At 68.7% G+C, this 25,589-nt stretch carries 33 protein-coding genes; 6 read left to right on the top strand and 27 right to left on the bottom strand.

Annotated elements, in window-relative coordinates; all coding sequences use genetic code 11:
• Window positions 1-108 precede the first annotated feature (108 nt).
• Window positions 109-1,059, top strand: coding sequence for an ATP-dependent DNA ligase (locus AC0VYL_RS16230; RefSeq protein ID WP_475480662.1), 951 nt, complete (start codon window positions 109-111; stop codon window positions 1,057-1,059).
• A gap of 6 nt (window positions 1,060-1,065) precedes the next feature.
• Here AC0VYL_RS16230 and AC0VYL_RS16225 read toward each other — a convergent pair whose 3' ends face one another.
• The 23 genes from AC0VYL_RS16225 to AC0VYL_RS16115 form a co-directional block, all read right to left on the bottom strand.
• Window positions 1,066-1,407, bottom strand: coding sequence for a hypothetical protein (locus tag AC0VYL_RS16225; protein WP_475480661.1), 342 nt, complete (start codon window positions 1,405-1,407; stop codon window positions 1,066-1,068).
• 264 nt (window positions 1,408-1,671) lie between these two features.
• Window positions 1,672-2,055, bottom strand: coding sequence for a hypothetical protein (locus tag AC0VYL_RS16220; protein ID WP_475480660.1), 384 nt, complete (start codon window positions 2,053-2,055; stop codon window positions 1,672-1,674).
• A complete protein-coding gene (locus tag AC0VYL_RS16215) occupies window positions 2,052-3,269 on the bottom strand; it encodes a recombinase family protein (RefSeq protein WP_475480659.1) in 1,218 nt (405 codons plus the stop codon). Before AC0VYL_RS16215 ends, AC0VYL_RS16220 begins: the two co-directional genes overlap by 4 nt.
• 13 nt (window positions 3,270-3,282) lie before the next feature.
• Entirely contained in the window at window positions 3,283-3,681 is a 399-nt protein-coding gene (locus AC0VYL_RS16210; protein ID WP_475480658.1) for an Aca2/YdiL-like domain-containing protein, read from the bottom strand.
• 46 nt (window positions 3,682-3,727) lie between these two features.
• A complete protein-coding gene (locus AC0VYL_RS16205; protein WP_475480657.1) occupies window positions 3,728-4,225 on the bottom strand; it encodes a hypothetical protein in 498 nt (165 codons plus the stop codon).
• A 62-nt stretch (window positions 4,226-4,287) separates the two neighbouring features.
• Window positions 4,288-4,851, bottom strand: a complete 564-nt coding sequence (locus AC0VYL_RS16200; RefSeq protein WP_475480656.1) for a hypothetical protein — start codon at window positions 4,849-4,851, stop codon at window positions 4,288-4,290.
• Between the two features lie 102 nt (window positions 4,852-4,953).
• Window positions 4,954-5,145 (bottom strand): hypothetical protein, encoded by a 192-nt coding sequence (locus tag AC0VYL_RS16195; RefSeq protein WP_475480655.1) that lies wholly within the window; start codon window positions 5,143-5,145, stop codon window positions 4,954-4,956.
• 45 nt (window positions 5,146-5,190) lie between these two features.
• Complete coding sequence (locus AC0VYL_RS16190; protein WP_475480654.1) at window positions 5,191-6,234, bottom strand: serine hydrolase domain-containing protein; 1,044 nt, start codon at window positions 6,232-6,234, stop codon at window positions 5,191-5,193.
• 40 nt (window positions 6,235-6,274) lie between these two features.
• A complete protein-coding gene (locus tag AC0VYL_RS16185; protein ID WP_475480653.1) occupies window positions 6,275-7,330 on the bottom strand; it encodes a glycosyltransferase family 4 protein in 1,056 nt (351 codons plus the stop codon).
• Window positions 7,318-7,854, bottom strand: coding sequence for a dCTP deaminase (locus AC0VYL_RS16180; protein WP_475480652.1), 537 nt, complete (start codon window positions 7,852-7,854; stop codon window positions 7,318-7,320). The genes AC0VYL_RS16185 and AC0VYL_RS16180 overlap by 13 nt, the downstream gene beginning before the upstream one ends.
• On the bottom strand, window positions 7,851-8,390 hold the full coding sequence (gene dcd, locus AC0VYL_RS16175; RefSeq protein ID WP_475480651.1) for a dCTP deaminase: 540 nt from the start codon (window positions 8,388-8,390) through the stop codon (window positions 7,851-7,853). The genes AC0VYL_RS16180 and dcd overlap by 4 nt, the downstream gene beginning before the upstream one ends.
• Window positions 8,387-9,592 carry a bifunctional UDP-sugar hydrolase/5'-nucleotidase gene (locus tag AC0VYL_RS16170; protein ID WP_475480650.1) on the bottom strand — a complete coding sequence of 402 codons (1,206 nt, stop codon included), beginning with the start codon at window positions 9,590-9,592 and terminating at the stop codon, window positions 8,387-8,389. The genes dcd and AC0VYL_RS16170 overlap by 4 nt, the downstream gene beginning before the upstream one ends.
• Window positions 9,589-10,857 carry a hypothetical protein gene (locus tag AC0VYL_RS16165; protein WP_475480649.1) on the bottom strand — a complete coding sequence of 423 codons (1,269 nt, stop codon included), beginning with the start codon at window positions 10,855-10,857 and terminating at the stop codon, window positions 9,589-9,591. Before AC0VYL_RS16165 ends, AC0VYL_RS16170 begins: the two co-directional genes overlap by 4 nt.
• Window positions 10,858-11,065: 208 nt before the next feature.
• Complete coding sequence (locus AC0VYL_RS16160) at window positions 11,066-11,986, bottom strand: hypothetical protein (protein ID WP_475480648.1); 921 nt, start codon at window positions 11,984-11,986, stop codon at window positions 11,066-11,068.
• A 17-nt stretch (window positions 11,987-12,003) separates the two neighbouring features.
• Window positions 12,004-12,594 (bottom strand): ATP-binding protein, encoded by a 591-nt coding sequence (locus AC0VYL_RS16155; RefSeq protein ID WP_475480647.1) that lies wholly within the window; start codon window positions 12,592-12,594, stop codon window positions 12,004-12,006.
• Between the two features lie 11 nt (window positions 12,595-12,605).
• A complete protein-coding gene (locus AC0VYL_RS16150; RefSeq protein ID WP_475480646.1) occupies window positions 12,606-13,193 on the bottom strand; it encodes a DUF6879 family protein in 588 nt (195 codons plus the stop codon).
• On the bottom strand, window positions 13,190-14,116 hold the full coding sequence (locus tag AC0VYL_RS16145) for a hypothetical protein (RefSeq protein ID WP_475480645.1): 927 nt from the start codon (window positions 14,114-14,116) through the stop codon (window positions 13,190-13,192). The genes AC0VYL_RS16150 and AC0VYL_RS16145 overlap by 4 nt, the downstream gene beginning before the upstream one ends.
• Before the next feature lie 426 nt (window positions 14,117-14,542).
• Window positions 14,543-15,055: a Scr1 family TA system antitoxin-like transcriptional regulator gene (locus tag AC0VYL_RS16140; RefSeq protein WP_475480644.1), complete on the bottom strand. Its 513-nt coding sequence runs from the start codon at window positions 15,053-15,055 to the stop codon at window positions 14,543-14,545.
• Window positions 15,056-15,116: 61 nt separating this feature from the next.
• The gene (locus tag AC0VYL_RS16135; RefSeq protein WP_475480643.1) at window positions 15,117-15,938 is read right to left on the bottom strand and encodes a hypothetical protein; all 822 of its coding nucleotides are present in this window, start codon (window positions 15,936-15,938) and stop codon (window positions 15,117-15,119) included.
• Between the two features lie 14 nt (window positions 15,939-15,952).
• Window positions 15,953-16,645, bottom strand: a complete 693-nt coding sequence (locus AC0VYL_RS16130) for a hypothetical protein (RefSeq protein ID WP_475480642.1) — start codon at window positions 16,643-16,645, stop codon at window positions 15,953-15,955.
• Window positions 16,646-16,765: 120 nt separating this feature from the next.
• Window positions 16,766-16,984: a hypothetical protein gene (locus AC0VYL_RS16125; protein ID WP_475480641.1), complete on the bottom strand. Its 219-nt coding sequence runs from the start codon at window positions 16,982-16,984 to the stop codon at window positions 16,766-16,768.
• Complete coding sequence (locus tag AC0VYL_RS16120) at window positions 16,981-17,394, bottom strand: hypothetical protein (protein ID WP_475480640.1); 414 nt, start codon at window positions 17,392-17,394, stop codon at window positions 16,981-16,983. The genes AC0VYL_RS16125 and AC0VYL_RS16120 overlap by 4 nt, the downstream gene beginning before the upstream one ends.
• A complete protein-coding gene (locus AC0VYL_RS16115; RefSeq protein WP_475480639.1) occupies window positions 17,391-17,819 on the bottom strand; it encodes an ATP-binding protein in 429 nt (142 codons plus the stop codon). The genes AC0VYL_RS16120 and AC0VYL_RS16115 overlap by 4 nt, the downstream gene beginning before the upstream one ends.
• Window positions 17,820-18,194: 375 nt before the next feature.
• Between AC0VYL_RS16115 and AC0VYL_RS16110 the strand changes: the two genes are divergently transcribed.
• On the top strand, window positions 18,195-19,016 hold the full coding sequence (locus tag AC0VYL_RS16110; protein ID WP_475480638.1) for a helix-turn-helix domain-containing protein: 822 nt from the start codon (window positions 18,195-18,197) through the stop codon (window positions 19,014-19,016).
• On the top strand, window positions 19,013-19,189 hold the full coding sequence (locus tag AC0VYL_RS16105; protein WP_475480637.1) for a DUF397 domain-containing protein: 177 nt from the start codon (window positions 19,013-19,015) through the stop codon (window positions 19,187-19,189). Before AC0VYL_RS16110 ends, AC0VYL_RS16105 begins: the two co-directional genes overlap by 4 nt.
• Window positions 19,190-19,278: 89 nt before the next feature.
• Here the strand turns inward: AC0VYL_RS16105 and AC0VYL_RS16100 are convergent, their stop codons facing one another.
• From AC0VYL_RS16100 to AC0VYL_RS16085, 4 genes are all read right to left on the bottom strand, one after another.
• Window positions 19,279-20,505 (bottom strand): methyltransferase domain-containing protein, encoded by a 1,227-nt coding sequence (locus tag AC0VYL_RS16100; RefSeq protein WP_475480636.1) that lies wholly within the window; start codon window positions 20,503-20,505, stop codon window positions 19,279-19,281.
• 358 nt (window positions 20,506-20,863) lie between these two features.
• The gene (locus AC0VYL_RS16095; protein ID WP_475480635.1) at window positions 20,864-21,016 is read right to left on the bottom strand and encodes a hypothetical protein; all 153 of its coding nucleotides are present in this window, start codon (window positions 21,014-21,016) and stop codon (window positions 20,864-20,866) included.
• 301 nt (window positions 21,017-21,317) lie between these two features.
• Complete coding sequence (locus tag AC0VYL_RS16090) at window positions 21,318-21,563, bottom strand: hypothetical protein (RefSeq protein WP_475480634.1); 246 nt, start codon at window positions 21,561-21,563, stop codon at window positions 21,318-21,320.
• 11 nt (window positions 21,564-21,574) lie between these two features.
• Entirely contained in the window at window positions 21,575-23,206 is a 1,632-nt protein-coding gene (locus AC0VYL_RS16085; RefSeq protein ID WP_475480633.1) for a DUF2637 domain-containing protein, read from the bottom strand.
• Between the two features lie 181 nt (window positions 23,207-23,387).
• Between AC0VYL_RS16085 and AC0VYL_RS16080 the strand changes: the two genes are divergently transcribed.
• From AC0VYL_RS16080 to AC0VYL_RS16070, 3 genes are read left to right on the top strand one after another with little or no spacing between them, the layout of a single operon-like run.
• Window positions 23,388-23,915 (top strand): helix-turn-helix domain-containing protein, encoded by a 528-nt coding sequence (locus tag AC0VYL_RS16080; protein ID WP_475480632.1) that lies wholly within the window; start codon window positions 23,388-23,390, stop codon window positions 23,913-23,915.
• 13 nt (window positions 23,916-23,928) lie between these two features.
• On the top strand, window positions 23,929-24,132 hold the full coding sequence (locus AC0VYL_RS16075; RefSeq protein WP_475480631.1) for a helix-turn-helix domain-containing protein: 204 nt from the start codon (window positions 23,929-23,931) through the stop codon (window positions 24,130-24,132).
• Window positions 24,132-25,346 (top strand): tyrosine-type recombinase/integrase, encoded by a 1,215-nt coding sequence (locus AC0VYL_RS16070; protein WP_475480630.1) that lies wholly within the window; start codon window positions 24,132-24,134, stop codon window positions 25,344-25,346. Before AC0VYL_RS16075 ends, AC0VYL_RS16070 begins: the two co-directional genes overlap by 1 nt.
• Window positions 25,347-25,589 lie beyond the last annotated feature (243 nt).

Raw genomic sequence — 25,589 nt, 5'->3', positions numbered from 1 at the left:
AGCGCCTCACCTCCCAGTTTCGGGAGGTGAGGCGCCTTTTTTGCGTTCAGGGGGCGGGTGTTGGGCTCCCGCTGGCTAGCCTCCGGGTACGGGCCGGGGGTGGAACCGATGCTCGCGACTGCTGTGGATGCCCTACCCACCGGCCCCGGACTGTTGTACGAGCCGAAGTGGGACGGCTTCCGGTGCCTGGCCGAGACCGGGCCGGTCAGGATGTCGTCCAAGAATGACCGGCCGCTCCACCAGCGGTTCCCGGAACTCGCTGACGCCCTGGACAGTCAGCTCCCCGAGGGCGTCCTGCTGGACGGGGAGATCATCCGGTGGGCGGACGACGGGCGGCTGGACTTCGGGGCCCTGCTGAGGCGGAACGGTGCCTCGGTCCGCCACGCCCGCGCCCTGGCGCGCACCGACCCGTGCCACCTCGTGGTGTTCGACCTGCTGAGGGCCGGTGGCCGGGACCTCACGCACCGGGCGCTCTCCCACCGGCGCGGGGAACTGGAACGTCTCATGGAGCTGGTCGAGCAGCCCTCGCCGCTCACGCTCGGCTGGCAGACCGACAACCCGGAGGTCGCCATGCAGTGGTGGGACGAGATGCCCGCCGTGGGGGTGGAGGGCGTGATGATCAAGGACGCGCGCCGCTCCTACCGTCCGGGCCGCAGGGACTGGCGCAAGTGGAAGCACCGCGTCACCACCGAGGCGATCGTGGGCGGGATCGTCGGGCACGCGCGGGCCCCCCGCGCGCTCATCCTGGGCCGCGTGGACTCCGCGACCGGCGAGCTGCGGGTGGCGGGGCGGACCTCGGACCTCTCCCCGGAGCAGTCCGAAGAACTCGCGCCGCACGTGGTGAAGACGGACGATCACCCGTGGCCCGCGACCCTCGCGGCGACGTGGGGGAGTGAGGGAAGGCAGCACTACACCCGCGTGGAACCGCACGTGGTGGTGGAGGTGTGCCCGGACTCGGCCGTGGTGTCCTGGCGGTGGCGGCATCCGGTCAGGTACGCGCGCCTGCGCCCCGACCTGGCCCCGGAGGACGTGCCCCGGGACCTGGACGCGGAGACGTAGCATCCGCTACTTCGGGGTTTCCACGGGCAGCTCCGGCCCGACCGCCCGCAGGTACTCAAGCCGCTCTTCGAGAACGAAGTCCGGCGCGGTCATTTTCGACGAGGCCTGGAGCCCCCGCACGTGCCGGATGGTGTCGAGGCGGAGCAGGCCCTCGACGCTTTCGAGCGGGATGGTCCAGCTGAGAGCCAAGGGCGCCGGTTCCCCGCCTCGGCTTCGCGCCCGCAGCATGGCGACGGCGATCCGCCAGCCGATCCTCGCGGCAGCGCGCGGCCGGTCCCTCAGTTCCGGGACGGCTGTGAGGAGCCACGGGTCCAGGGCCCTCTCTACGTCCCACTCGGGTGTGCGCATAGTCCTATAGTGCCTGACGTGCGCAAACCCCACTCGTCACCCGGAGTTCATCCCCGCGTGCGCGGGGAGCAGTTGAGGACGTCGTCCTGGTGCTCGTGGGCGACGGGTCCATCCCCGCGTGCGCGGGAAGCAGGCGGCCACGAGCAACCCGGAGCAGTCATAGCAGGGCCCATCCCCGCAAGGTGCAGGGAGCAAACGAAGCTCGAAGCCTCTCGGCCGGAAAAGAACGGCCCATCCCCGCTGGACGAGGAATTGAGGATAACCCTACTCGCTCTGAGGCGGCCCGTCCACGTCTTCGGCGGAGCGCTCGGTTTCTTCCTCGTGGGAAGCCAGGATTCTTTTCACCGTTGGCACATTCACGCCGGTCGCCTTCGCCATGTCTCGCAGAGACGCGTGACGAAGAGCCAAGTGGACCACCGCCTTCCGCAGTGAGCTCTCATACGCTGACCGGTCCTTTCTCATTTCGACCAGTTCAGGTGTGACCGGGACGATTTCCACCTGGCTGACCGGCACCTGCGCGAGGGCTAACGCCTTCATGGTGGCGGTCGCCAACGCCTCCAGCGTCCGCCCGTGTGCGTACACTCCCTCCACCGAGACGATCCACATCCGTCCTCGCCGCTGGGCCTCGCACACTCTTCTCTCGCTCATTTCGCACCCGCTCTCAGGTCCTCGATCACCTGGTGCACGATCAGGTCCGGGATCGGGGTGGGCAGCACCAGCCGCTGAGACCCGACTCGGTAGATCGCGTGCGAGTCGCTGTGGTCAAGCCGAACGACGGTGACCCCCAACTCGCTTGCCGCCGCGCGGATGCGCGTCAACCCGCCGGACTCCTCGGTCCTGCGCGCTCGGAGGCCGGCGGTGACTTCCCGGGCCTCGGCCCATTCCTGAATGGACACCACGGGTTCATGCACCACAGTGGGGGACCACGCCCATTCCGATATGGGGTTCCACGGACTCATTCCGGGCGTGCTGGTGCGGGTCGCCCGCCGGTTGTACACCTGGTATCCGGTGAGCTTCGGGTTCGCGATCAACCCCTCCACCCGGGAGGGCGTCCACCGTCCCGGATACCGATCCGGGGCGGCAGACAGGATCGCGATGATGTCCGACGACTTCAAGTGCTCCTCCCGGCGCAGACGGCACAGCTCACGGGCTGCCTCGAAGCGGCGCGGGTCGGGGTGCGGGACGAGCAGCTTCTTCGGCCGCGCAACCCCGAACCGGGACCCCTCCCTCTCGGGCGCGTTCTCATCCACCACCGCCACGTAGGGGTAGGGCGGCACCCCGTGGTTCCACCCGTTGACGGCGTGCTGGATCTGCCCGCCCATGGACATCTCCACCAGGGCGTACCGGTACAGCTCTGCGTCGACCTGGCTGTACCTGCGGGTCCGCAGCTGGCCCGTCTTGGTGCCGCCGGTCGGTTCGTTCGCATAGACCACCTCCACGCCCACCTTCTCCAGCTCGTGTTCCACGGTGAGGCTGGTGAGCATGGCGCGGGCGACCCGGTCAGAGCGCTCCGCGATCACGTGGGTGATGCCGCGGTGCTCGGCTTGGTCGAGGAGTTCCTGGAGTCCGCCGTCCCGGGGGACGGGGATGGCGAGAGCGTCATACATCTCCATGGAGCCCAGACCCCGTAGCGCCGGGGGGAGCATCCCGGACTCGACGTCGTAGAAGTGCGCGACGAAGCTCTCACCATCCTCCAGGCGTTCGGAGGCCAACGCGACCTGGCGGGGGATCGAGCTGGTGGGGTCCTGGTTGTCCTTGGTGGACACCCGGCCAGCGAACGCCACGCGCCGGGAGCGGGTCGTAGTCGTCTGCCATCCGGGGAGGGTGCTGAGGTCGATGGGTGGGCCGAACGCGGTCGACACGGTGGTGCCCTTTCTACTCGGGAAAAACGATGCGGACCTCCCCACCGGCCTGGCGGGCGGCGCGCACGGACACGGCCCGGTGCCACGCGGCGGTCCACCGGTTCATGTCCGGGTGCACGTGGTGGTACTCGGGGTCGTCGCGGTACACGGTCAGGGTGGGGGCGGTCTGGGATCGCAGTTTGGAGGCGATCTCCTCCACGTAGGAGTCCGTGAAGGCGACCAAGTTGTGAACCTCGGCGGCGACGCCATCCGGGATGTCGTACTTTCCCGCCTCCCAGTGGCGGACGGTCCTGCCCGCTGAGGCGGAGGTCAGGGCCCGGCCGAGGGCGTCGGCGGTGAGGCCGAGGTATTCGCGGAGGGATTTCAGTTCGGCAGGGGTCACGGTGATGGCTCCGGGTGTCGTGGGTGACATGAACCGGATCATCATCCCAGCCACCGTGCCCCTTTCCGAGTCGTGATCAGCGCGTCATGGGCGCTTTCATCCGGGGGCCGGTCGGCGCGGTGGGTGCGGGGTCGGTGCTTCCTCCGCCGCCCCGGCGGCACCAGGGGCACCAGGGGCTCAGACGCATGTGGGCCTCGGCGGACAGCCACAGGACGGTGACCACCATGGCGGGCAGGGACAGGATGGCCGGGGTGGTGAGCGGGGCTACCGCTCCCGCGAGGAGACCGCACCCCACACAGGTGGCGACGACCTTCAACCCGGGCCGGTCCGGGACTCGGTGGATGAGGGCGAGCATCCACCATCGGCGGGTCGCCTCGTCGGCCGGGTTGGTCGGCATCGTCTGGGCGCAGAGGACGCAGGGCCTCCGCAGATGGCGGAAGAGGCTGACGTACAGCAGGCCGAGCGCTGTGAAGGCCAGGGCCACAGGGGTGAGAGTGGGTCCCGTCACCAGAGTCAGGAGCGGCGCCAGGCACAGCAGGGTAAGGCCCGCGCGAGCGGAGTAGTGCACGAACAAGGGGGTCTCCGAACAGGGGCGGGGAGCCCCACCACGAGCGGGTGGGGCTCGGGGGTGGGGTGTCAGGCGCGGGTGACCGGGGCGCAGAACCCGGAGACGGTGGGTGTCCACGGGCCGGTCGGCTCCCACTCGTCCTCGGCCATGGCCTCGACGGCGAGCTGGTGGAGCAGGGCGGCGGGAACGACCTCGTTGGCCCGGACGGGGAGGGCGATGGTCTCATCACCGATAGTGAGGGACTGCCACCCGGAGGCGCCGACGCTGAGGGTGGCGTCCTGATTGATCAGGTCCGGGTCGTACCGCTCCAGGATGGGGTCGAGGTCGATCCCGGCGATGATCGCAGAGATGTCCAGCTGCCCGAACTCGTCAGTGGGATAGCCGTCGAAGCCCTGGTCGGCCGCGTAGTACGGGCCGTAGAAGTCGTTGCCGCACAGGCTGACGCTGCTGGGCAACGCGGCGTTGATCTGCGCGCGGAACGCGGCGACCATCCTGTCGAAGTATCCGCCTTCATTCACCTGCTCGACCCACTCGGGGTCTCCGCCGCTGAGGTAGTTCGCGACGTCGGTTTCCACGGTCAACTCGGTGCGGGCGTGGTTGTACCAGGTGCCGTATTCGGTGGTGACAGTCATGATCGCCGGTTCCTTCCGGTGGGGCCTGGGGCTAATCCCCGGACCGCTAAACACGACTGTAGCTTCCTAATTTAGGAAGCACAACTCTCGTTATGGGTTTTGTTAGATTGCTTCTCCGTCCCACCGGTACGCGACCTTCGCGGCACCCGGCCGGTCCTGCAACAACTCGTAGGTGTGCACCACGAGATGGCCCTTCGTCCGCTCCTCGACCTGCACGATCGGCGGCAGACGGCCATCCACCAGGGCGACGGGTAGGTACTCACCGTCCTCCGGGGTGGCGCGACGGACGAACATGGCAGCACCGTACCCACTGGCCGCAAGCGGCAGGGCCTAGGACGATCAGCGCGTTACGGAGAAGAGGGCCTGTCGGAACCCTCCGCGAAGCTCGGTGATCGGCCCGCGGTCACGGGTGTAGTAGAGCTTGTTCGTCATCAGGACGGCCCACCTCTGCTGCCGTGGGCAGATCCAGGCCCCGGTCCCCGTGAACCCGTAGTGCACCCACACATCCTCCTCCGGAGAGGTGCCGGGCGCCGGGTGCCAGAACAGGCCCCGCTGAGGTTCGAGCTCGCCGGTCTGCACCCGCAGAGATTCCGCCACCCACTTCTCCCCGAACCCCGCCCGGTCGCCGGGGGCGAGCATGTGTGCCAGGAACCGCCCCACATCCGGGGCGGTGGAGACCACCCCGGCGATCCCGCACACCCCACCCAGCAGGCGGGCGGAGAAGTCGTGCGGGACGCCGCGCAGGTGCTGGCCGGTGTCCTCATCCAACTCGGTCGGGGCTGCCCGTTCCACCAGTCCCGCAGGCAACGGCCCGAACTGGGTTTCCGCCATCCCCAGAGGAGCCCACACCCGATCGCGGGCGAGCACGTCCAGGCTTTGGCCGGTGAGTTCTTCAGCCAGGAACCCGAGGATGAGCGCGGCCCGGTCGGTGTACCGCACCTCCTCCCCAGGGGTGTGGTGCAACTGCTCATACAGCACCCCGCGACGGATCTCGGCCGGGTCGGTTCCGTACAGGGCCTTCAGCTGCGCGCGCGGTGGAACCCCAGCGGTGTGGGTGAGGAGCTGGCGCACGCTCACCTGCCCCAAGGGGGCGGTGGCCAGGTCCGGCAGGAGGCGGGCGAGGGGGTCATCCAGGCGTAGGACTCCGTCGTCCCACAGGGTTCCGATCACTGACCAGACCGCGGTGACCTTCGTGAGTGAGGCGATGTCGAACAGGGTGTTCGGCTGCATGGGTGCCGTGGGGTCGGTGGGGTCCAGGACCCCGGCTTGCCCGCCGGTTTCGGGGCCGGAGGGGCCGCCCACGAGCCAGACCGCTCCGGGTGTCACCTGCTCTTCCACGGCCTGGTTGAGGAGGGTGTTGATGCGGTCGGCGTCCACGGGCATGGGCGGGCCCCTTCCTGGTCAGGGTCGTTCGCAGGCGAGCCTACTGGTGTTGGAGGAGGTTTTCTGAGAGGTCGTGGAGCGCGTTCGCGAGCACGGACAGCGGGAAGCGTGCGGCGTTGCGGTACCCGGCCTCGCGGACCTGGTCGAGGGCGCGGTGGTCGGTGGAGAGCCAGGACAGTGTGGCGGCCAGCGTGCGTTTGCTCAGGTCCGGGACCGGTATCGCGCTGGTGCCCAGGACGTCGTTCAGGGCAGGGACGTCACGGTAGAGCACGGGCAGTCCGCACGCCTGGGATTCGATCGCGACCAGACCGAACGCTTCCCATGTGGAGGGGACGACGAGGAGGTCGTGGTGGGCGAACTCTGCCCACAGTGCGGGACGGTCGAACCAGCCCAGGTACCGAACTCCGGGTGCGGGTGGGGGTGTGGGGGCGGCCACGCTCAGCTGCGCCCCCACCTCCTGGCACGCGGCGACCAGCTCATCGGCTCCCTTCTCGGGGGTGAGCCGTCCGGCGAACAACAACCGGAGGGGTCCGGGGCGGCGCTGTGGTGGGCGTGGAGGAGGGGCAGCGAGCAGGGAGTCCGGGACTCCCCACGGCACGTGGGTGATGCGGCCCGGGGGCAGGTCGGGGACCATCCTGGACAGCTGATCGGCCATGGTCGGGGTGGGGGCGACCACCACCCGGGCGCGGTGGGCGACGCGTGTGAGGATCGTGTGCTGGGTCAGACAGTCGCGGGCGTACAGCAGGTCGGTGCCGTGGATCAGGGCCAGGGCCGGGGTGGTGGGGAACGCGCCGATCATCGCTGGGCTCGCCCCGAACGCCAGGTGGTGGAGATGGAGAACGTCGGGGGTCGGCGCCTGGGCGTGCAGCTGCTCGGTCAGGTGCGCGACGTAGTGACGGAACGGTGGCCCCTGGACGCATTTCCCGGCACCGTCCAGCAGGGCGACCTTGCGTCCGGGCAGCTGGTGGGGGCCGAGCATCCACGCCCAGGACTCGTCCGCGAGCGGTCCCCCGGGGGTGGTGTACAGGTCGTGGAGGAGTTCCACCGACCCGCCGGGGGCTGTCGCGGGCAGGTCGATGCCGGTCACGATGCGCACGGGTTCAGCTCCTGCCACAGTCGGGAGGTGTCGATCCCGGTGGTGGAGCGGTATTTGCGTCCCACCTCCTGGTAGGACACCGAAGTGCCGTGGACGGTGTGGAAGGTGAGCTTGCCGAACTTCTGCCCGGGGTAGACGCGTACCGGGTGGACCACATGGATCTCCAGCGTCCACGCGATGGCGTGCCCCTGGTGGCCCAGCGGTGCGCTGATGTGCACCCAGATCCCGAGCGCCCCGACGTCCTGTGCCCCGTTGAGGCGTTGGGCGTAGACCTCTGACGCGGTGAACTCGTGGGTGCGGCCCAGGTAGAGGACCCCGGGTTCGAGCACCACACCCTCAGGGCCGAACAGCACCCGCGTGTAGGAGGTCGGCAGTGCGGAGTCGAGGGAAGGCGGGCACTTCCAGAGCTCGCCGTGCAGCGTCCAGTCGTAGGCGTTCGCGGAGAGGCGGGCCGGGTCGAACGGGGAGATGGTGATCCGCCCGACCTCGATGGCGTCGAGGATCGCCTGCCGGGTGAGGATCACGATGCGACCTGCCGGTGCTCGGGGGCGTGCCGCCACATCTCGGAGGGTCGCGGCCCCGACGCACCCTGGTACTTGCCCCGGTAGAGGTCCACATCTCCGGTGGCGACCTCGAACATGACCTGGGCGATCTGCATCCCGGCGTACACGCGCAGTGGCTGGACCGGGGTCAGGTGCAAAGTCCACTGCCCGTAGAACCCCAGATCTCCGACCGGGGCGGTGATGTGGACGTGCAGGCCCAACCTGCCGACGCTGGAGCGGCCTTCGAGCAGCGGGACGTGCCGGGTGGACCCGACCCGTTCGATGGTGTGGCCGAGGTAGAGGGTGTCGCGCTGAAGGACGAACCCCTCCTCGGGGATCTGAAACGCCCGGGTCGGGTTGGGCTTGTAGGAGTCCAACACCTTCTCGGTGTAGACACGCAGGGTGCGCCCGAGACGCACGTTGACACTGTTCGGGTTGACCTGGTCGGGAACGAACGGGTCAACGCGAATCGTCCCGTCCTCGGTGCCTTCGGTGATGGCCTGACCAGTGCAGATCATCCGGAACCTCCTGGGGGTGCGGTCATCTCGTGGATGAGTAGGTCACGCACGCTCAGACCAGTAGGGGTGGTGGTGCGCGCGCGCAGGTGGGTGGTGGCCAGGTACCGAGTGGTCACCACCTGGTTCGGCGGGGGTGTGGGAAGCCGTGGTGCGATCTCGACGGGGCCGACGTCCGCGACGAGATCGTCGACTACGTCGGGGGTGAGTAGTTCGGGCAGGCCAGCCAAGACAAGGTGGTTGTCGAAGGGTTCGAGCTCGGCCAAGTCCCACTCGGTGAGCACGCTCCCCACCCGGGCGGGCCGGAGCGCGGTTTCATTGAGGAGAACAGGGTGGCCGGTACGGCGGTGCGCCTCCTGGCCGATGCGGCGGGTGAGCGCCCGCCGGTCGGGAACCGCGTTCTGGTAGCGGGGGGAGGTTGAGGAGATGAGAGGGCTGTTGGCGCGGACGGCTTCGATGTCGGTGAGCAGCTGGGCGAGGTCATCGGATCGAGATTTGGGATCGGACAGGGGGTAGAGGAGGCGGCTGGTCAGACACCGCCACCCGGTCTCCTCCAACCGCGCCACCGCGTACCCCGCGCCGAGTTCGGGCCCCTTCACGACGAGGGATGACCCGGAGCGTGTGGGGCCGGTGTGGGTGCTGTGGCAGTGCCCGGAGAACACCACCCCGGCCAGCTCGGGCAGGTCGGCCATGAGCGCGAGATCTTCCTCGAACCCGGAGTGGGAGAGCACCACCCACTCGTCTGCTGGCGTGGACGCCACCAGCTCCCGGAGCGCGTCGGCGGGGTCGAGGACTTGGTGGCCCACCCGGTCGTCGGCGGGCACGCACGCCCACGCTGAAGGCGAGATGATGCCGGTGACCGCGACCGTTCTCCCGGAGACCTGATGGACCTGGACGGGCTCCCAGACCGGGGCATGCCCGGTGACCACGTTCGCGCACACCACCGACGGCGCCAGTTCGGGTGTGCGGTAGTGGTGGTAGCCGTGGTTCCCGGGAACGACCGCGTCGTAGAGCAGCTGGAGCAGACGCGTTTCCAACCGGCCACCGCCGGCCTGGTAGTAGCCGGTCCCCTCGAAGAAGTCGCCGGAGTCCACCACCAGGAAATCCGGGCGTCGGGCCGTCAGCACGGTGGTCAGGGTGGGGGCGTCGCCCAGGTGGGAGTGGACATCGGTCGTGCCTACTACACCGACCAGTCGCCGGGTCACGCCGACTCCTGAATCTGGGCGCCGAGCGCGGTCAGCGTGCCGACCATGTCGGGGTGGCCGCGCTGGATCTGGGCGTCGCCGCTGATGGTCGACACCCCCCTGGTGGCCAGGGCCGCCAACACCACGGCTGTTCCGGTACGGATGTCGGTCGCCTCGACGTCTGCCGCGTGCAGGTCCTGGGGGCCGGTCAGCTCGCACAGGGTCGAGGACAGGGCATTGATGCGGGCACCGAACCGGCCCAGCTGGGGGAGCAGGTTGTTGTGGCGGCCCGGGTTGATGTCGTCACCGAACCGGTGCGTGCCGTCCCGGCCGAGCGCGGTGACGAGCAGGGCGGGCTCGAAGTCCGCGTCCAGGCCGCCCGGGGCCAGGTCCGCGATCGCTTCCACGGGGCCAGCTGCCCGGGGGGACTGCGCGTCCAAGCTGACCTCGTACTCACCGGGTTGCGGGTCGAACCCGAGCTGCCGCAAGAATGACAACCCGGCGGTGAGATAGTCGGGGTTGATTCCGGAGATGGTGCCCGACCCGCCGGTGACTGCCAGAGCGCACAGCAGCGTGAACGCCTCAACCTTGTCGCCGGGCACCCGCCATGCGGATTCCGGCGGCTTCGGTGAGCCGGGGAACACGGTCAGCTCGTCCTCGGTGACGGTCACCTCGACCCAGCATGAGGAGACCGCGTACAGGACCTCTAGAGTTTCCGGCGCCAGGTTCGGGTTGTGGATGATCAGGCGGCGCCGCTCGACAACAGCGCGCAGCACGGCTGCGATGGTCGCCCCCCGGGACCGGAACGGTAGTTCCAGGTTCACCGGCTTCAATGGGCTTCCGCCCAGGGTGACGGTGTACCCCCACCCGTCGACGGTGACGTGGTCCCCGAAGGCTCGGTACACGGTGAAGTGCAGATCCATTCCTCGGTCTCCGATGGAACACCCGCCGGGCCACGGCAGCCGAGCCCGCCCGCGCGCACCCAGGAGGGCAGGGACGAGGTAATACGAGGCGCGAATCGTTCCTGCGGCCTCCAGGCCTTCCCAGGTGGGCGGGCTTCCGGTGGGTGCGCCGACGGTGACACCCCGCTGTTCCAGGCTCAGCTCGAACCCGATGGTCTTGAGCAGGGACAGCATGGCCACCACGTCCGAGGAGGCGGGCAGACCAGTGAGGGTGACGGGGCCCGGGGTGCAGGCCGCGGCAGCGAGCAGCGGCAGGGCCGTGTTCTTCGATCCCTCTACGGTGACGGTTCCGTGAAGGGGTGTTCCGCCGTTGATGGTGATCATCAGTGCTCCTTGTGCCCGCTCATCCGGGCTTTGGTCAGCTACACCAGAGCGCTGCGTGGCGTGCGCAATGGACTGTTGCCCAGGGGGTGCGGGCGAGGTCGTAGGGGTTCGGCCCTCTCGTGTGATGTGTGCGCTCTCGGGTGCTCACTGGAGATGCAGTTCGGTAGGCCGTCCTCACAGCTCTTAGTCGATCCGCTACCCAGGTGCGCTACCGGTGTAGGCAGGTCGTCAGGGCTGGGTCGATCAGGGCCGGGTCCACCAGCCAGAACAACGCGGCGTGATCGCTAGGGATCGTGACGTGCTCCAGCCCCCATGCGGCCGGGGTGACCGACTCCGTCAGGTACACCCGGTCCACGGCGAAACCTCCGTGACCGGTGGGGGCGAGCAGACGGGCCTGCTCCTGCGGGTCGCCCGTGCGGTCAGCGAGGTGCAGGGCGAGGTCCGTCCACCTGCACCGGTCGAAGAGCTCAGCGACCGCCCGGTCCACCTCTTCCTTGCCCGCTGGTCCGGTGAACCGGTAGGCGAGGTTCGCGGCGGGCAGGTCCTCGGGGCGGGGTTCAGGAGGGGCGGCTGGGTGCATCAGGCGGGGAGCGTTGATGTCCCCGAAGAGCATCGCGGCTTCCGCCCTCGGGGCGCCGGGCGGCTGGGATCGGTCAGCAACGCGACGGGCCCGATCTGACATCGTCGATGCCTGGTGGATGGCCAGCGGCAGGCTCTGGTGGGTCATGTGCGCGACGACGACGGACAGGCTGTACGGGAGACCGAAGTCGAAGAGCGCGGTGCCACCGAACCCGGTGAGCCCGGACGCGGCCCCATAGACCGTCTCCCACTCCTTGAAATCCATGGCGTCGGGGTCATAGAGCAGGCCCGTGGATCGCCCGGGGGCGAACGAGTCCGGTACCGCCGTCAGGCCGAGCCTCCCCTGAACTTCCTGGAGGAGTCGGCCGTCATCGGCCATCCACTCGTTGGCCTCCTGTACCCCGACCAGGTGCGGGTCCTGGGCGGCGATCGCCTCGCATAGAGCGGGTAGGCGATCCGCGCGGGTCCCATCCGGGTTGCGGACTCCGCCGCGCCACGTGTTGACGGACATACAGCGCAGGGCGCTGGGGCTCATCAGGTTCCTCGTCATGGAATGGATGGGCGTGTTCATTCGGCGTGGTTCCAGGGGTTGTGGGTCAGGTCGTAGGACAGGTGGAACCAGACCTGCCGAAACTTCGGGTTGCCGTTGTCGCCCCACCGGTCCGCGAGGGCGTTGATGAGCGCGAGCCCTCTTCTCTTCGCGGTCCCCGACGTGACCTCCTGGGGAGTCGCGGCGGTGAAAGAACCCGGTTCGACGGGGAGCCGGGCGCCCTGGTCCTGGCAGGTGAGCGTCATGCCGGTCGCGCCCCGGTCGACGGTGAGCCTGTAGGTGCCGCCGGGGTCACCCGAAAGGGAGTGGGTGAGGGAGTTGTTGGCCAACTCCGATCCGAGCAGGGTGAACAGGAACCGGTAGTCGGTGGAGCGTTCGGCGGCGCTGGTGTCCAGGAAAGCCCGCACCAGGGGCATCAGGGCGGGGAGTCCGGCGAAGGCGTACTGGCGTTTGCGGAACGGGGTGCCCACGGTCCGGGAGAAGTAGTGGGCGTGGAACGGCTGGATGAAGCTCGCCAGAGGGACTGTGACCTCGCGTTGGGTCAGCTCAGGGGAGACCACGCCACCGTGGGGGTGAGCGGACTTCCAGGGAGGGATGAGCATGGCCATCTCGTTGAGAGTCAGAGGCTGTTGAGGTCGATGTGGCGGATGTCCTCGGCCACCGCCCAACGGGTGTCCAGGTCCGCGCGCAGCCACCGTGCGAGGGAGGGGGAGTCCAGGCGCACGGCCCCGGCGGCGAAATGGTCCGCGTCGGCGGGCAGCCGGTAGACGGTCCCGCCCCGCAGGTACAGCTCCGGGATACGTTCGCCCAGGTCGGGCGCCACGCGCACCTGCGCTCCGGCCTCTGCCTGCCTGCGCACCGCCATCCACGCGAACCGGGCGTAGTCGCCCATCGCCATGGGCGGGATGATCAGGCGCCGCAGATCCGGGTTGGGCGCGTTCGCGGATTGGATCTCGTGGTCGATGATCGCGAGGGCCTTGTCCAGGTCCCCAGCACGGTAGGCGTCCAGGGCGGGGTCATGCCGTAGCCGCGTCGTCAGCTTGTCCACCCGCACGTCCTTCTCCGGGACGTCGATCCTACGCCGTTGGGCGAGGTCGGCGCGGTACTCGGCCCGGGTCAGGTGGAGGCCGTCCGTGTGGTTGATGGCGTCCCACACCGTGGTGTGGGAGGAGCGGGCGGGGGGCGGAGTCGAGGGGCGCTCGTTCATGCGGCGGCTCCCAGCGCGAACTCGATGAGCCGGTGATCGCTCACCCGAGGCTCGCCCGGGGCGGGCACGTGCACCCGGTAGCTGCCGGGCACCAGGTGCGGGATCAGGGCGGGGCTCAGGAGGGCGTCGTCGATCACGGTCCCGCCTCCGCGTTCGACGGCGGCGTGGGTGGTCTGCACCATCAGTTCGTCGGGGCGACCGCGCTGGTGCCAGTCGGTGACGGCGACGCTGGCCCACCCCAGGCCACCGATCCGGTGCCCCCGCGTCTCGTCCCAGGTTCCGGTGAAGTGGTCGACAGCGGCCGTGTGGGAGACCCACTTCCCGTCGGGGCCGTCCGGCTGCCACGCCTTGTGGTGACGGGAGTGGACGGGGCGCTTCTCCCAATCGGGTTCGGGGTACTCGGGGCCGGAACCCTTCGAGTTCAGGTCACCGACGACCATCGCGTAGCCCTCGTTGCCGAGGAGTCCGGAGGCGATGCGGGCCGCGCGGACGCGGGCGTCGCGGTCCCAGGGCTCCCAGTGCTGGGCGAGCACTGCCAGCGGTGCGTCCAGGGTCGGGGTGGCGAAGCGGGCCCGGTTCCAGCTGTCCCGGGAGCGGGTGGTTTCGGGGCTGTCCCACCGCAGCAGGTCCAGCCGGGTGGTGTCGTACAGCACCACCGGGGGAAGGTCCGCGCGGTCGAGGTGGCCCACCAGCATCCGGTAGCGGGGCCCGTGTCCCCACCTGTCGTTCATCCACCCGGTGATGGCCTCGGCGCGCTCGCCCCACCCGCGCCCCTCGCAGACCACGAACATGGCCGGGGCGTTGGTGACGTCGGCCAGGAGTACGTCCAGGACGCCGGGGACACCCCCGGGCTGGTGGGTTCCGCCTTTCTCGATGTTGGCGTAGGCGACGCCCAGGTGTGGTGGGGCGGTGGGTGCGGTCATCGCTGTTCCTCGCGGGTAGTAGGGGGTGGTCCGGTGGGGCCGAGAAGGCGGGCTCGGCCCCACCAGGGGCCCACGGTGCTGTCAGGGTGTGGCGCCCGCACCGTGAGCCGGGGTGCCCCCGGGCCGCACTCCGTATACGGCTCCGGGGTGTGGTGAGCTGCCCGCGCCGACCCGGCTGCGGAGGTCGCGCGTGCGGCTCACCAGCTTGAGGGGCCACCACTCCCCGACGGCGAAACCGGGGAGTGGTGGCTGAGGCCCGGGGAAGAAACCCTGGCCTCGGTGAGAGGGCTGCTCACGGCGCTGCGCAATCTGCCACCCGGCGCTGTGCCGTGTCGTGAGAGCAACCCTCCGTGCCTGGAGCCCAGCTGTCATGAGCTCCAGACGTGGTGAACCGCTGATCCCACGGCGGTCCACCAGCTCAGAGGGTCAGGCCACCGGCTCGGAGGCCTCCCACAACCTCTCGAAGTCGTCGCGCCACACCGCCGGGTCCCCAGGCGGCGTGAAGTAGTACCGGGCGCTCTCCATACGGACGTCGTCGCCGAGAAGCGTGAACGCGTTGCACCCGTCCAGCCCGTCGAAGCGGATGCGCCGGATGTCGATGTGGGACAGGTCGTTCACCACCCGGAGGTAGTCGATCTGCTCTTCCATGTACGGGCCCTCGTGTTCGAGGGCGTCTACACCGATCACGAAGCGGTGGTGCAGGCCACGGTCGGTGCGTTCGCGCATCTGCTGGCCGCGAGCCATACGAAGGTTGATCATCGCCTCTCGCCCGTCGGCCAGGTGGGGGTACTGGTCCGCGACGGCTTCCGCGTAGCGCCGGGTCTGGAGCAGGCCGGGTACCACCCAGGGGTGGAACTGCGACGTCGATTTCTCGGCCTCTTCCTCCAGGAGCCCTTCCAGCCCGGACGGGTAGATGAGTTCGGGTGCGATGACGGCCATCAGGTCTTCCTCTCTGTTGGGTGAAACGGGAGTGGGTTGGACGGTGGTTCGTGGTGGTTGGTCACGCGGCGTCGTGGTGATGCCAGCGGACGAACTCCGAGAGCGGTGTGGCCCGTTGCCGGGCGGCCCAGGCCACGAACCCCGCCGTCGCCCTCACCAGCCCCGGGTCCGTGATCCGCACCGCGCCGTCCCGCGCCCCGATCGCGGTGTGGGAACGCAGATACACGGCCCGGGGTGTGACTTCGAGGTCGGGGAGCGGCCGCTGGTCCTCCAACAGTTCGACCTTCCAGACCGGGAGGGTGTCGACCGACCCTCCGGCGGCGACCACGTGGGTGAACCGGGCCAGGGTGTACTGCCCGAAGTCCGTTCGGAGCGGCGTGTTGGGAACCCACAGGGTGCGGTGGATCAGCCCGCGGGCGCGCTCTTCCCGGATCTGCTGTACCCACCGGGGTCTCTGCCCGATCAACTCCTGTTCGGCCTGGCCGTGCTCGCCCTCGAACCAGCGGGCCCAGGACGGCCAGTCCGGGGGTACCTGCTGGTCTCGGCGGGCCAGTGTCCACCAGGTACCCGATGCGGCCCGTCCCAGTTCGCGGGCCAGCTCGTCTTCGGTGAGGTGGTCGCCGTGGTCGGTGGCGGTGAGTGCGTCGAACAGGGTGAGCGGCCCCGGGTTACGGCGGCGGCAGTAGGCCAGGACGGACCGGGCCTCGTAGGTGAACCGCCTCGGGCCCTGCTGCTGGGCGATGAGTTCGCCCTCCTGGGTCAGGCGTACCAGCGTGGGTGCGCCGTGGCCGGTCAGGGTGCGGGTGTGGGCGATGGTCAGGTAGCGGCCGGGGGCGGTGAGAATGCGGGCGCGTTGGTCGAGCACGTGCGCGGACACGGACACTGGACACTCCTGTTCTAGGCGAGGGAGCCGAGCCACACGCTGACGACCGTGACGGCAGCGGCAGCCGAGGCGTGGCCGAGGATGAGGGGGGTCAGCCGGTTGCAGTGCAGGTACAGCACGGCGACGATCGCGCCGCCCACCGTGGCCGTCAGGACACCGGGCCAACTGGCGTCCGTGATCGCGAAACGGCCCACGACGGACCAGGCCACGAACTCGAAATCGCTGATCCGGGAGCGTGCGACCAGCGTCGCGACGACGCCCAGGAGCACAACCTCGGAGAGGACCGCTGTGGTGGTCGTGGTGAACAGCTGGAGGAGGAGGGGGCCGCTGCCGGGCTCGGGGGTGGTGACTGCGGTGATGCCGTGTACTACCAGGTAGAGGGCCAGGGCCACGGCGCCCAAGATCGCGGCGTCCAACCCATGCTCGATACGGAGGAGACGTTGGTGGGTGTGCGTCCAGCGGGGGGCGATCCCGAACCCGTCGCGGACCCCGAGTCCGGCGGCGCGCGCCAACAGCCAGGACGACAGGACGATGACGGCGGCGATGGCGGCCCAGAGGGCTGTCCACGCGAGGGTGAAGGCCGGTGTGGTGCTGGCGTCCGGGATGTTGTGGGTGAGGGTCACGAGGAGCGCGAGCATGAAGGCGGCCAGCCCGTACACCTGGTAGCGGTGCAGGTCGCGGGTGGGGCGGTCGTGTGTGGTGGTCATGGGTCTTTCCGAGGGTGCTTGGTTCCCCGGGGCCCGCCTGCTGGAAAGGCGGGCCCCGGGGGCGGTGGTGGCCCGCTGGAACCCCGTGTGGACGGTGGGGTGCGTCGGCGGGTCACCGGTTCAGGGGGTGGCGGGGTGCTGGTTCAGGAACATCGCGACTTCGTCCAGCGAGTAGAAGAAGTCGGTGTGCCCGAGTTGGGTGAGGGCGTAGGTGACCCCGGCGTGGTCCCGGCCCTGGGTCAAAATGAACCCGGGGCCTGTGGTCGCGGCCCTCCACCGCAGGTCCCCATACCGGGAGCGCTGGTCGGTGATCTGGGGTCGGCGGTCCGTTCGGATCACGTGGGCCTGCCCAGCAGGTGGTCGATGACCGCGAGGTCCTGGGTGTGCACGGGGAACCGGGCGTCCCCAAGCACGGCCAGGCGGCGGGTGCTGGTCGCGGACTTCGGCATCGCCCACTCGTCTGGGGTTCGGGGCGGCCACTCGTAGGTCCACCACAGGGAGTCGGGGCCGGGTTGGTGCAGGCGCAGGCACACGGCGGCGACCGGCCCGTGCCCCACGGGGGTGCCGTGCTCCCAGTGCCGGTCTCGGTAGAGGCGAGCGTCCACGGACCACTCGGCGTGGTCGACCTGCGGGGTGTACCCCGACCGGACCAACGTCTTCGCCATGGTGGTGAGCGCCCGGACAGCGCGGGTCGACGGGCGGGGGAACTGCTGGTGGTGGGGCACCATCGACAGGGTCAGCACGCTCACCGGGCGACCTCCGCCCACACCCCGGTACCGATCGTGGCGACGCCCCACCTCAGGGAGAGGGTGTCCACGATCCCGAGCCCGCGGCCGTGCTCCGCCGTGGGCTGTGGTGTGCGGCGGGTGGGGGTACGGCCCTTGCGGGGGCCGGCGTCGCGGACAACGACGCGCACATGGTCTTCGTGGAGGGCGAGGCGGACGGTGAACCTGCCGCCCGCATCGCCGCTGTGGGAGTGGTCAACGGCGTTGGTGGCGAGTTCGCTGACCACGATGGCCAGGTCGGTGGGGTCCTCGACGTCCCAGCCGGGCTTGCCGAGGGCGCCGATGGCCCACCTGCGAGCCTCCTGGGCGCCTTCGGTGGTGCCGTCGAAGGTCGCGCGGCGTTCTTCGATCGGCCTAGTGCGTGGGGGTTTGAGGGCGGTACACTGCATTCGTTCTCACCTCGGTGCTGTCGGGGTGGGGGCTCAACCCCGGGCGACCGCTCTTCCACTTCGGTCACCGGGGTTTTTCTGTGTCGGGTCGGCCCGCCCTTGCCTCCCAGCTGGGGCGGGCCGACGTCGCTCCCGCCCGGCGAAGGGCAGGTTGTTCCCAGCGGCCACCCCATGGGCCGTGACACCCATGGGGCGGCCGTGCAGCTCAGGACCCACATCTCCTGGACGAAAGTGCCGAGCTGGAGCCGCACCATTCCCTTCGGTCGCGGCCTCACCACAGACCCTGCCAATCAGAACCTCGGGCGGTCTATGCTTACCGCTCAAGATGGTGAAGCTTCTATGACCAGTGGTGAAAATAGATGACCCGGTGGTGAGATGGAAACCGTAGAAGATGAAGAGGCAGCAGCAAGGCGCCGGTTCGGGGTGATACTCAGAGAACTTCGAGGTCAGAGGGGTATGTCCCAGCAGGAGCTAGCCAAGATGGCTATTGTCTCGCAGAGCGCAGTGAGCGACCTGGAGCTGGGGAAGAAAGGGACAAAAAGGGACCCAGTGGTTCGCCTTGATGAGGCTCTTACCGCTCACGGTGAACTTGTTGACGCCTGGGACGCAGTGTTCTCCGGTATCGGGATGACCGCCTACTTCCGGCGCGTGGCCGGGGCTGAACAGAGGGCAGTCCGGATTCGGGACTACTCCCACGGCCTGGTCCACGGGCTGCTTCAGACGGAGGGCTACGTCAGAGCCATCAATGAGGTAGCGAAGCCGGAAACCCCGCAGGACAGCGTTGACCAGATCGTCGCAGGTCGACAACATCGCCAGCGAATCCTCGAACAGACCCACCCGCCCGCGATGACGATGATTCTTGACGAGGTGGTGCTCCTACGTCGGTTCCGTGACCCCCATGTCATGAAGGACCAGATCAGCCGTCTGATCGAACTGTCCTGCCTTCCGCGTATCAAGATTCAGCTGGTGCCGATCACGAGCGAGGGACATCCGGGTCTAGGCGGGTCCTTTACGATGATCGAAGAGCTTGGGAGCCCCCCGTTCGTGTACGTCGAAAGTCAGGAGACCGGGGTGTCGCTGAAGAGGCAAGAGGTTGTGGCAAGCTACGACCGGATATTCGCGGACCTGGGAAGCGCAGCTCTACCGGTATCCGAGTCACGGTCCCGCATGGAAGAGATTCGAGGCAGCATCACATGATGACCGATCACTGGAACAAGTCGTCCTACAGCAACGCGAACGGTGGCCAGTGCGTGGAAGCTCGCACTACCGAGCAGGGTGCTGCGGTGCGAGACACGCAGAATCGCCACCTGGGTCACCTCGACGCGTCCGCCCGTGAGTGGAAGGCGTTCGTGGAGGCCGTGCGTCTCTGAGACGCAGCGAACCGGACCCCGCCAGTCACGTTGGCGGGGTCCGGTTCTGTGTGTACCGGCAAAGGGTACCTGCGATGTCTGGCCGAAACCTAGGACCAAAAGCGGTTGCGTCGGGGCCATCCCCTCTTGACGGGGTCGAGAAGCGCGGCGGGCCCTTCAACCCACAGATGGGTACCCCGCTCGTCCACGGTGACGCCTAGCCGGTCACGACCAGGAGAGTCGAACTTCACCCACTCGTCCCACGCTGCCGCGATCTCCGCCCACAACGCCCGAGGCCCAGCCTGCCGAGTCTGGTACGCCCCACCCGCCGGGGTGTACTCCGCCACCGCCCACGACCCGTCCGTGGTCGCCACGTACACCGTCGCCTCCCCAGCCCACTCCGGCCGGTCCTCGGCAGCCTCGTACACCGCGTACCGCAGATCGGGGACCAGGTGTCCCAGAGCGAGCTGCCAGCCGGTGTGCCGGTACGCGACCACCCTCGGGTTGAGCTCGATCAGCCCGTCCGTCGCCGCCGGGTCGTCCTCGTCCACCAGATCCCGGACCCGGCGCATGTCCGGCCGCTGGGACCGCAACGTCATGAACGGGGCGTCCCCGATGATGTGGCCGGTCGCGGTTCCGTCCCCGTGAACCCGCAACCTCAGCAGGACACCGGGGGTGTTGCCCAACTCCAGGGGGGTGACGATGATCCCGTACTTCGCGCTCTGCTCCACCCACGAGAACGGCACCTGGTCGCGCGCCGCAACCGTCGATAGCACCCTGTCGAACTCGCCTTCGCCAACCTCCGGGGTCCCGGCCGCGTCAGCTGTCACGACCGTGGGGTGGTGGCCCGCCTGGGCGAGGTTCTTCACCGCGGTCTCGGCCAGGCCGGGGTCGACCTCGACCGACACCACCGACTCCTCACCGAGCGCGTGCGACAAGAGGGCCGTGTTGTAGCCGGTGCCCGTCCCGATCTCCAACACCCGGTGACCCTCACGGGCATCGAGCGCCTGAAGCATCTCCACCACCAGCGACGGTTGGCTGATACTCGACGTCCGCAACCGGCCCCACCCGGGTTCACCGTTGGGGCCACCGGCCGGGACGCCGTCATCGACCTGGACGGCGAGCGCGTAGTCCTCGTGCGCCCACCGGGCATGGTCGGGGTCGTCCCGGCTCACCGGCCGAAAGTAGCCGGGGTGGTCACGGGCGGTGACCCACACCGTGTCGGGGATGAACCCGGCCCGGTCGGTGTGCAGGATGGCCCGGTGCCACAGAGGGTCGATGATCTGGCCCGTGGAGGTGAGGATTCGCGCGAGGCGGACGCCGGGGTGGTCCGTCACCGGTTCGGGTCCTGCCCGTCTCCGGACTGGGGCGGGATGGGTTCGGCCCCGTGCCGGTTGGGGTCTTGGCCGTCGCCGCCTGCGCTGCCACCTGTGCCGCTGTCGGTGGGTTTGTCCGGGTTGTCGTGCTTGCCCATGTGCGTGCTCCGTCCTGCTAGGGGGTCAACCCCTGCACAGTAACCCGGTGTGGTCGGGGTGTCGCGGGGTTGGCCGGTTCCAGCCATCGCCAGGAGGACCGGAACCGTTCGTCGTAGGGGGGCGAGTAGGGTGCGCATGACCCGATCAGTCGGGTTGCTGGTGAGGGCCCGCGCCTTGTTCGACAGACACACGCGGGCCCTCCGAGTCCCGGCGGGCGGCACTACTGCCCGCCGGGGCCCTCCCCGCTCTCACGCCAGAGCCACAGGACCGTGCGGACCACAGCCAACAGGGTGCGAACAACGGCAGCGACCAGACGCCACACCCACCACCGGGTGCCCTCCTGCGACTTCGCGCGCTTCCTCGGGAACCTCATCGTCGGCTTCCTCTCCGGATCGGGGAAACGAGGCGCACACCGCGCCCCGAGACTGAGGGCAACAACATCCCCGTGACCAGCGAACCAACTGGTGTGCATGTGCAGATGCACGTGCACACTGTCGCACCTGGAGAGGACGCTCGGGTAGCGATGGCCGGACCCGGCCACCACAATCCAGGAATCCCATCCGCAGGTTCCTGACGTGCTGACTTACGCGGCGGTACCGATCCGTGAACGGCAACGGGCCACGAGAACGGCCACCCGCCCCACGGGGGACGGGTGGCCAGAAGAAGGGTTTCGGTCAGGACGGGGGCAGAGGGATCGCCCCACCCCCGACCGGACGACGAGCGGGCGGCTCCTCCCGAACCTCCGTCGCGGACAGAGTCGTCTCCACCTCCACCGTCAGATACCGCCTCACGCCGGGGTCGTGATGGTTCGGGCGGTCGCCGGACGAGCGGACGATGCGGATACCGGGGGAGTTCTCCAGGACGCGCACGAACGCGTCGATCTCCTCGGGCGGGCCGGACGGTCGGATGTCGAGTGCCACAGGGGTTCCTCTCAGAAAAGGGAGTCAGTCGAGCTGGCGGAGTCAACGCCCGGGGTACTGCCGGTGGTCGCGGCCAAACGTTCCTTCGCGGCGCGGTGAGCGGCCTGCCGCCAGATGCGGTTGTCCGGGTTGACGGCGGCGAGCTTGCACAGTTCCCGCCCCGACAACTCGTTGCCTCCCTGGGCCTCAGCCACGTACAGGTCGAGCAGCTGTTCGTACACCTCCTCACCGGGCTTCGGAGTGACCTGGCGGCCCCGGCCGTCGTGCTTGGGGTCCGGGATCTCCCAGGTCTCCAGCGATGGACGAACGTCCTCCGCCGGTTCGGGGGTCACGATGGACACCGGCTTCGGGGTGGGGGCGGTGGGCACGTCCAGGGGAACGTGTCCGGGGGTGTGGGGGAGCGAGTCCGCCCACGGGTCCACCCAGGTGTCGCGGGGGGTGGGGGCGAACGGTTCCGGGAACACCTCGTCGGGGAACGGGTGGTCGTACCCGTCGTCCTGGTCGTCGTTCTCCCATTCGGCGGCCGGGTCCACCCACTCCACCGGGGCGGGTTCACCGATCGCCTCCACCGCGTCCTCAACCCCCGCAAGCGGGGCCAGGTCCACGGCAGGCGTCCCGGGCGGTAGCGACACCACGTAGGTACCCGGCTCCACAACCCCGGCGCGGGCGGCGGCGCGGGCGTCCGCCTCAGCCTGCCGAACGATCCGCCGGTTCTCCACCTCGCGGCGGTGGTCAGCGATCACATCAGGCACCATCCGAGCGGCCTCCTCGACCTTGAACCCGCGCTTCAACCGGATCGCGACATCAGCCGGAACCCTCCACGACCAGAACGGGCCGAACTCGCGGCGGAGCTGGCGGATACACTCGGCCCGGGTCATGTGGGTGTCCAGCCCCTCCTCCCACGTCTCCATGTTCCACATGTGGGTTCGGCGGGTGATGCCGAAGCTGCCGATCGGGTCCCAGATCCACCGTGCCTTGGGGACCTGGCGGCCGGTGTCCGTGTTCGCTTTCTTCCACGCCCGACGCCGGTACTTGAGCGTGGTCTCCCACAGGTACCCGGCGATCAACGGTAGGGCGGTCCAGGCGACCTGTGCGGGGAGTTCGCGCCCGGAGGCGTGCGCCCACTGGAACCACGCCGACCCTGCGACGATCAGGCCCACCACGATGCGGGGGCTGGTGGCCTTCGCGCCTTCCTTCGCGAGCCGGTAGGAGATGAGACCGAAGTACGCGGCCATCCCGTCGAGGGCGAAGAAGAACAGGTACGGCCACACCCCGGTCAATCCCATGTCGTCGCGGGCGAACGGGATCAGACCCTGCATGATCAGCCCGGCGACGACGAACACGAACCCGAACACCAGCAGGTTCTCGACGGTGTTCTCGCGCTTCGTCTTCTGGTCGTCGGTGGGCGGGGTGCGGAGGGCCGTCCAGGCGGCGCGGAGACCGTGGACGGCGAGGGTTCCGGCGCGTGAGCGGAGTGTGGGGGTGGCGCGGGTCTTCCGCCGGTACTCGGCGTACCCCAGGAGGACGGTGAAGATCACGACGCTGGTGACAGCGAGGATGATCTGCGGGGCGGGCGGCAGCCCCGCCAGGTAGGTGAGGGCGGACGTCATCATCGTGATGGCGTCCCCGATACGATCGGTCACAGCTCGGGCTCCTGTTGTGGCAGGTGTTCGGGTTTGCCCCGGGCAGCCTTCACCGCTGCTCGGGGCTTTCTTCTGGTGAGGGTTATGCGATGATAGTATAAGAATCAGCGGTCATCGCATAGAACTATCCGGAAGTGAGGTGGTGGTGTGCCCAGGCCCGAGCAGGTGGGAAACTCACCCCATGACCGAACCCCGCCAACGCAGGACCAACGAAATCGGCGCAACCGGCCGACAAGTCGCGGCGAACGTCCGGCGCCTACGAAACGCCAGACAGCTTTCGGCCGCAGCCCTGGCCCAGCTCCTCACCGAGCACGGCCGGCCCTTCGTGCAGAGCGCCGTGGCGAACATCGAGGCGGGGCGGCGCCGAGTCGATGCCGACGACCTCATGGCTCTGGCCGTAGTCCTCGACGTGTCCCCGACGATGCTGCTGCTCCCGCCGGATGCCCGCACCACCACCGAGGCGACCGGCACAGGTCCGAAACCCGCTCATGAGCTGTACCGGTGGGCCGACCGCCAGTGGCCCCTCGAAGCGTCCACGGACCCGGAAACCCTCCGCCGTCAACTCCTCGACCTGTCCGTGTACGGGAACCCCGCCGGACTCCCCGCCTACGTCAACGTCGACCAGGACGTGCGGGCCATGGCCGCCTTCGGCCGTCCGAAGTTCCGAGATGACTCCTCCCCTGAGGGTGGTGACGCGCCACCCGCATAAGAAAGGTGCCCCCATGTCGCTGGGCGGATCGAACCGACTCATGTCCCCGGACGAGGTTGCCGCGTACCTCGGTGTCCCCAAGAAGACCGTGTACGACCGGTGGAAGGAATGGGGGCTGCGCGGTATCAAAGTCGGCCGCCACCTCCGGTTCCGGGAGCGCAACGTGGAGTCGTGGGTCAACTCCCAGGAGATCACCTACCTCAAGGACGCGGCCTGATGGCGTCGGTGAGGAAGCGGTGCGACTGCGCCAAGGGTGTTGAGGACGAGAAGCAGAAGGTCCGTGTCTGGAAGAAGTGCGACCACTCGGCCTACGTGTACTGGCGCAACGGCGGGCGCGGGTCTCGGCTTCTCTCCGAGGTATTCAAGCGCAAGGAGTACGACGGAAAGCAGTGGGGTGCGGCGGAACGGTGGGCCGCGCATGTCGATGGACGAAAGGCCATCCAGGAGGTGGTGCAGAAGCCGCGGCAGGGCGGGAAGACCTTCCGTGAAGTCGCGGAGAAGTACCTGGCGGAGAGGGTGGGCAAGGAGTCCACCACGGACTCCTACCGGTACAGCCTGCGGAACCATGTCTTCAACACCGACGTTGACGGCGTTCCGTTTGGTGAGATCCCAGAAGGCGCTGTGTCACGGGACCACATCAAGACCCTGGTGAAGCACTGGACGGAGAGTTTCGCCCCGAACACCGTGGCGGCCATCTACATCGCGGTGTCTGCGGTGTTCACCGATCGGCGCAAGAGCGGCGCGATCATGAAGAACCCCTGCTCTGAGGTGACGCTGCCCGAGCACATCGACTCACGCGTGTTCGTGTCGCCCACTCTCGAACAGCTCGACATCATGGCGAGTCGGTTGTGGGGCCCTTGGCAGTTGGCTCCGTATCTCGGCCACGCGGCTGGGTTGCGGTGCGGGGAGGCGTTGGCTGTCCGTCTGAATCAGCTCGTTGAGGGGGATGAGGGCTGGGTTCTCCGCATCAACCGACAGGTGTACACAGCGTCGAAGCTGACCCCGCTGAAGCACAGGAAGGCGGATGAGTTTCGCGAGATTCCCGTGACAGGGTTCCTGCACCGGAGGATCATGGAGCACGCCGAGGCGCATTCGATCCCGGAGGACGGGTTTCTGACGCCTGGCAAGGCCGGGGTTTGGGAGGGTGGGGCCCCGTACCCTCACCGGCCGTCGTTCTACGAGGAGTTGCGGGACGGGCTTGCTGCTGCGGAGCTCCCGGATGAGTTCATGTTCCAGTGGCTCCGTCATGATTTCGCGAGTCGGTGTATCCAGGGGAAGCCTCCCATCCCTCTTCCTCAGGTGGCGAAGATCTTGGGGCACCGAAACTCAGCGACTACGGAGCGTGTCTACTGGCACTTGTTGCAGGGTTCGGTGGCTTCGGCCCGGGACACCTTGGATCGCGGGTACGTGTTGGCTGGTTACACGTCCTAGAGCGCGTGTTGGCAAAGTGTTGTCACGAGGGTGACTGCCCCCCTGCTGACCTGCGCTGGCTGCTCACCCGGTACGCATCGTCTACATCCGGACTCTCGTGACCGGGAAGAAGGGGGCCGACTCCGGTCGGTCCATCGACACCGTCGCCAACACCGGCCAGTACCTGTAGGAATACTCCGGAGCGGGGCCCGCGTGCGATTCGCGGGTCCCGCTCCGCCGTTGGTACGGGATTGCCGAGCCACA

It is taken from the genome of Nocardiopsis sp. iso_238 (genome assembly GCF_056173325.1).
This window is presented reverse-complemented; position numbering and strand designations above follow the sequence as displayed.

What these genes read in the sequence shown, in the direction of transcription:
- AC0VYL_RS16230 (WP_475480662.1), top strand. Translation starts at nt 109, where the DNA reads ATGCTCGCGACTGCTGTGGATGCCCTACCCACCGGCCCCGGACTGTTG.
- AC0VYL_RS16225 (WP_475480661.1), bottom strand. Translation starts at nt 1,407, where the DNA reads ATGCGCACACCCGAGTGGGACGTAGAGAGGGCCCTGGACCCGTGGCTC.
- AC0VYL_RS16220 (WP_475480660.1), bottom strand. Translation starts at nt 2,055, where the DNA reads ATGAGCGAGAGAAGAGTGTGCGAGGCCCAGCGGCGAGGACGGATGTGG.
- AC0VYL_RS16210 (WP_475480658.1), bottom strand. Translation starts at nt 3,681, where the DNA reads ATGTCACCCACGACACCCGGAGCCATCACCGTGACCCCTGCCGAACTG.
- AC0VYL_RS16200 (WP_475480656.1), bottom strand. Translation starts at nt 4,851, where the DNA reads ATGACTGTCACCACCGAATACGGCACCTGGTACAACCACGCCCGCACC.
- AC0VYL_RS16195 (WP_475480655.1), bottom strand. Translation starts at nt 5,145, where the DNA reads ATGTTCGTCCGTCGCGCCACCCCGGAGGACGGTGAGTACCTACCCGTC.
- AC0VYL_RS16190 (WP_475480654.1), bottom strand. Translation starts at nt 6,234, where the DNA reads ATGCCCGTGGACGCCGACCGCATCAACACCCTCCTCAACCAGGCCGTG.
- dcd (WP_475480651.1), bottom strand. Translation starts at nt 8,390, where the DNA reads ATGATCTGCACTGGTCAGGCCATCACCGAAGGCACCGAGGACGGGACG.
- AC0VYL_RS16165 (WP_475480649.1), bottom strand. Translation starts at nt 10,857, where the DNA reads ATGATCACCATCAACGGCGGAACACCCCTTCACGGAACCGTCACCGTA.
- AC0VYL_RS16160 (WP_475480648.1), bottom strand. Translation starts at nt 11,986, where the DNA reads ATGACGAGGAACCTGATGAGCCCCAGCGCCCTGCGCTGTATGTCCGTC.
- AC0VYL_RS16155 (WP_475480647.1), bottom strand. Translation starts at nt 12,594, where the DNA reads ATGGCCATGCTCATCCCTCCCTGGAAGTCCGCTCACCCCCACGGTGGC.
- AC0VYL_RS16150 (WP_475480646.1), bottom strand. Translation starts at nt 13,193, where the DNA reads ATGAACGAGCGCCCCTCGACTCCGCCCCCCGCCCGCTCCTCCCACACC.
- AC0VYL_RS16145 (WP_475480645.1), bottom strand. Translation starts at nt 14,116, where the DNA reads ATGACCGCACCCACCGCCCCACCACACCTGGGCGTCGCCTACGCCAAC.
- AC0VYL_RS16140 (WP_475480644.1), bottom strand. Translation starts at nt 15,055, where the DNA reads ATGGCCGTCATCGCACCCGAACTCATCTACCCGTCCGGGCTGGAAGGG.
- AC0VYL_RS16130 (WP_475480642.1), bottom strand. Translation starts at nt 16,645, where the DNA reads ATGACCACCACACACGACCGCCCCACCCGCGACCTGCACCGCTACCAG.
- AC0VYL_RS16115 (WP_475480639.1), bottom strand. Translation starts at nt 17,819, where the DNA reads ATGCAGTGTACCGCCCTCAAACCCCCACGCACTAGGCCGATCGAAGAA.
- AC0VYL_RS16110 (WP_475480638.1), top strand. Translation starts at nt 18,195, where the DNA reads ATGGAAACCGTAGAAGATGAAGAGGCAGCAGCAAGGCGCCGGTTCGGG.
- AC0VYL_RS16105 (WP_475480637.1), top strand. Translation starts at nt 19,013, where the DNA reads ATGATGACCGATCACTGGAACAAGTCGTCCTACAGCAACGCGAACGGT.
- AC0VYL_RS16095 (WP_475480635.1), bottom strand. Translation starts at nt 21,016, where the DNA reads ATGAGGTTCCCGAGGAAGCGCGCGAAGTCGCAGGAGGGCACCCGGTGG.
- AC0VYL_RS16080 (WP_475480632.1), top strand. Translation starts at nt 23,388, where the DNA reads ATGACCGAACCCCGCCAACGCAGGACCAACGAAATCGGCGCAACCGGC.
- AC0VYL_RS16075 (WP_475480631.1), top strand. Translation starts at nt 23,929, where the DNA reads ATGTCGCTGGGCGGATCGAACCGACTCATGTCCCCGGACGAGGTTGCC.
- AC0VYL_RS16070 (WP_475480630.1), top strand. Translation starts at nt 24,132, where the DNA reads ATGGCGTCGGTGAGGAAGCGGTGCGACTGCGCCAAGGGTGTTGAGGAC.